We start from the raw sequence: 247 nt of genomic DNA on the forward strand, positions 1-247 counted from the left end.
GGCCCAGCGAGACCAGCTGGTTGATAGGCACGGTGTGGAAGCGCTGCAAGGCGTTGAGCTAACGTGTACTAATGGCCCGTGAGGCTTGACCCTATAACACCCAAGGGGTCTGGTCGTGATGATAACGAAGAGTGTGACCGCACTCGCAACACCGGATACGCCGCAGTGAGCCAGAGCGCTTGCTGACAAGAGACGCACACAATACACGTCAACGAACACCTCAGCATGATATGCATTACCTGTTACG

General features: G+C 55.5%; 1 rRNA gene. It reads left to right on the top strand.

What is annotated here, in order from left to right:
* A 23S ribosomal RNA gene (locus P8629_RS12480) occupies window positions 1–93 on the top strand; the annotation flags it as partial.
* Window positions 94–247 lie beyond the last annotated feature (154 nt).

This window comes from Hydrogenovibrio sp. 3SP14C1 (genome assembly GCF_029625905.1).
Lineage (GTDB): Bacteria > Pseudomonadota > Gammaproteobacteria > Thiomicrospirales > Thiomicrospiraceae > Hydrogenovibrio.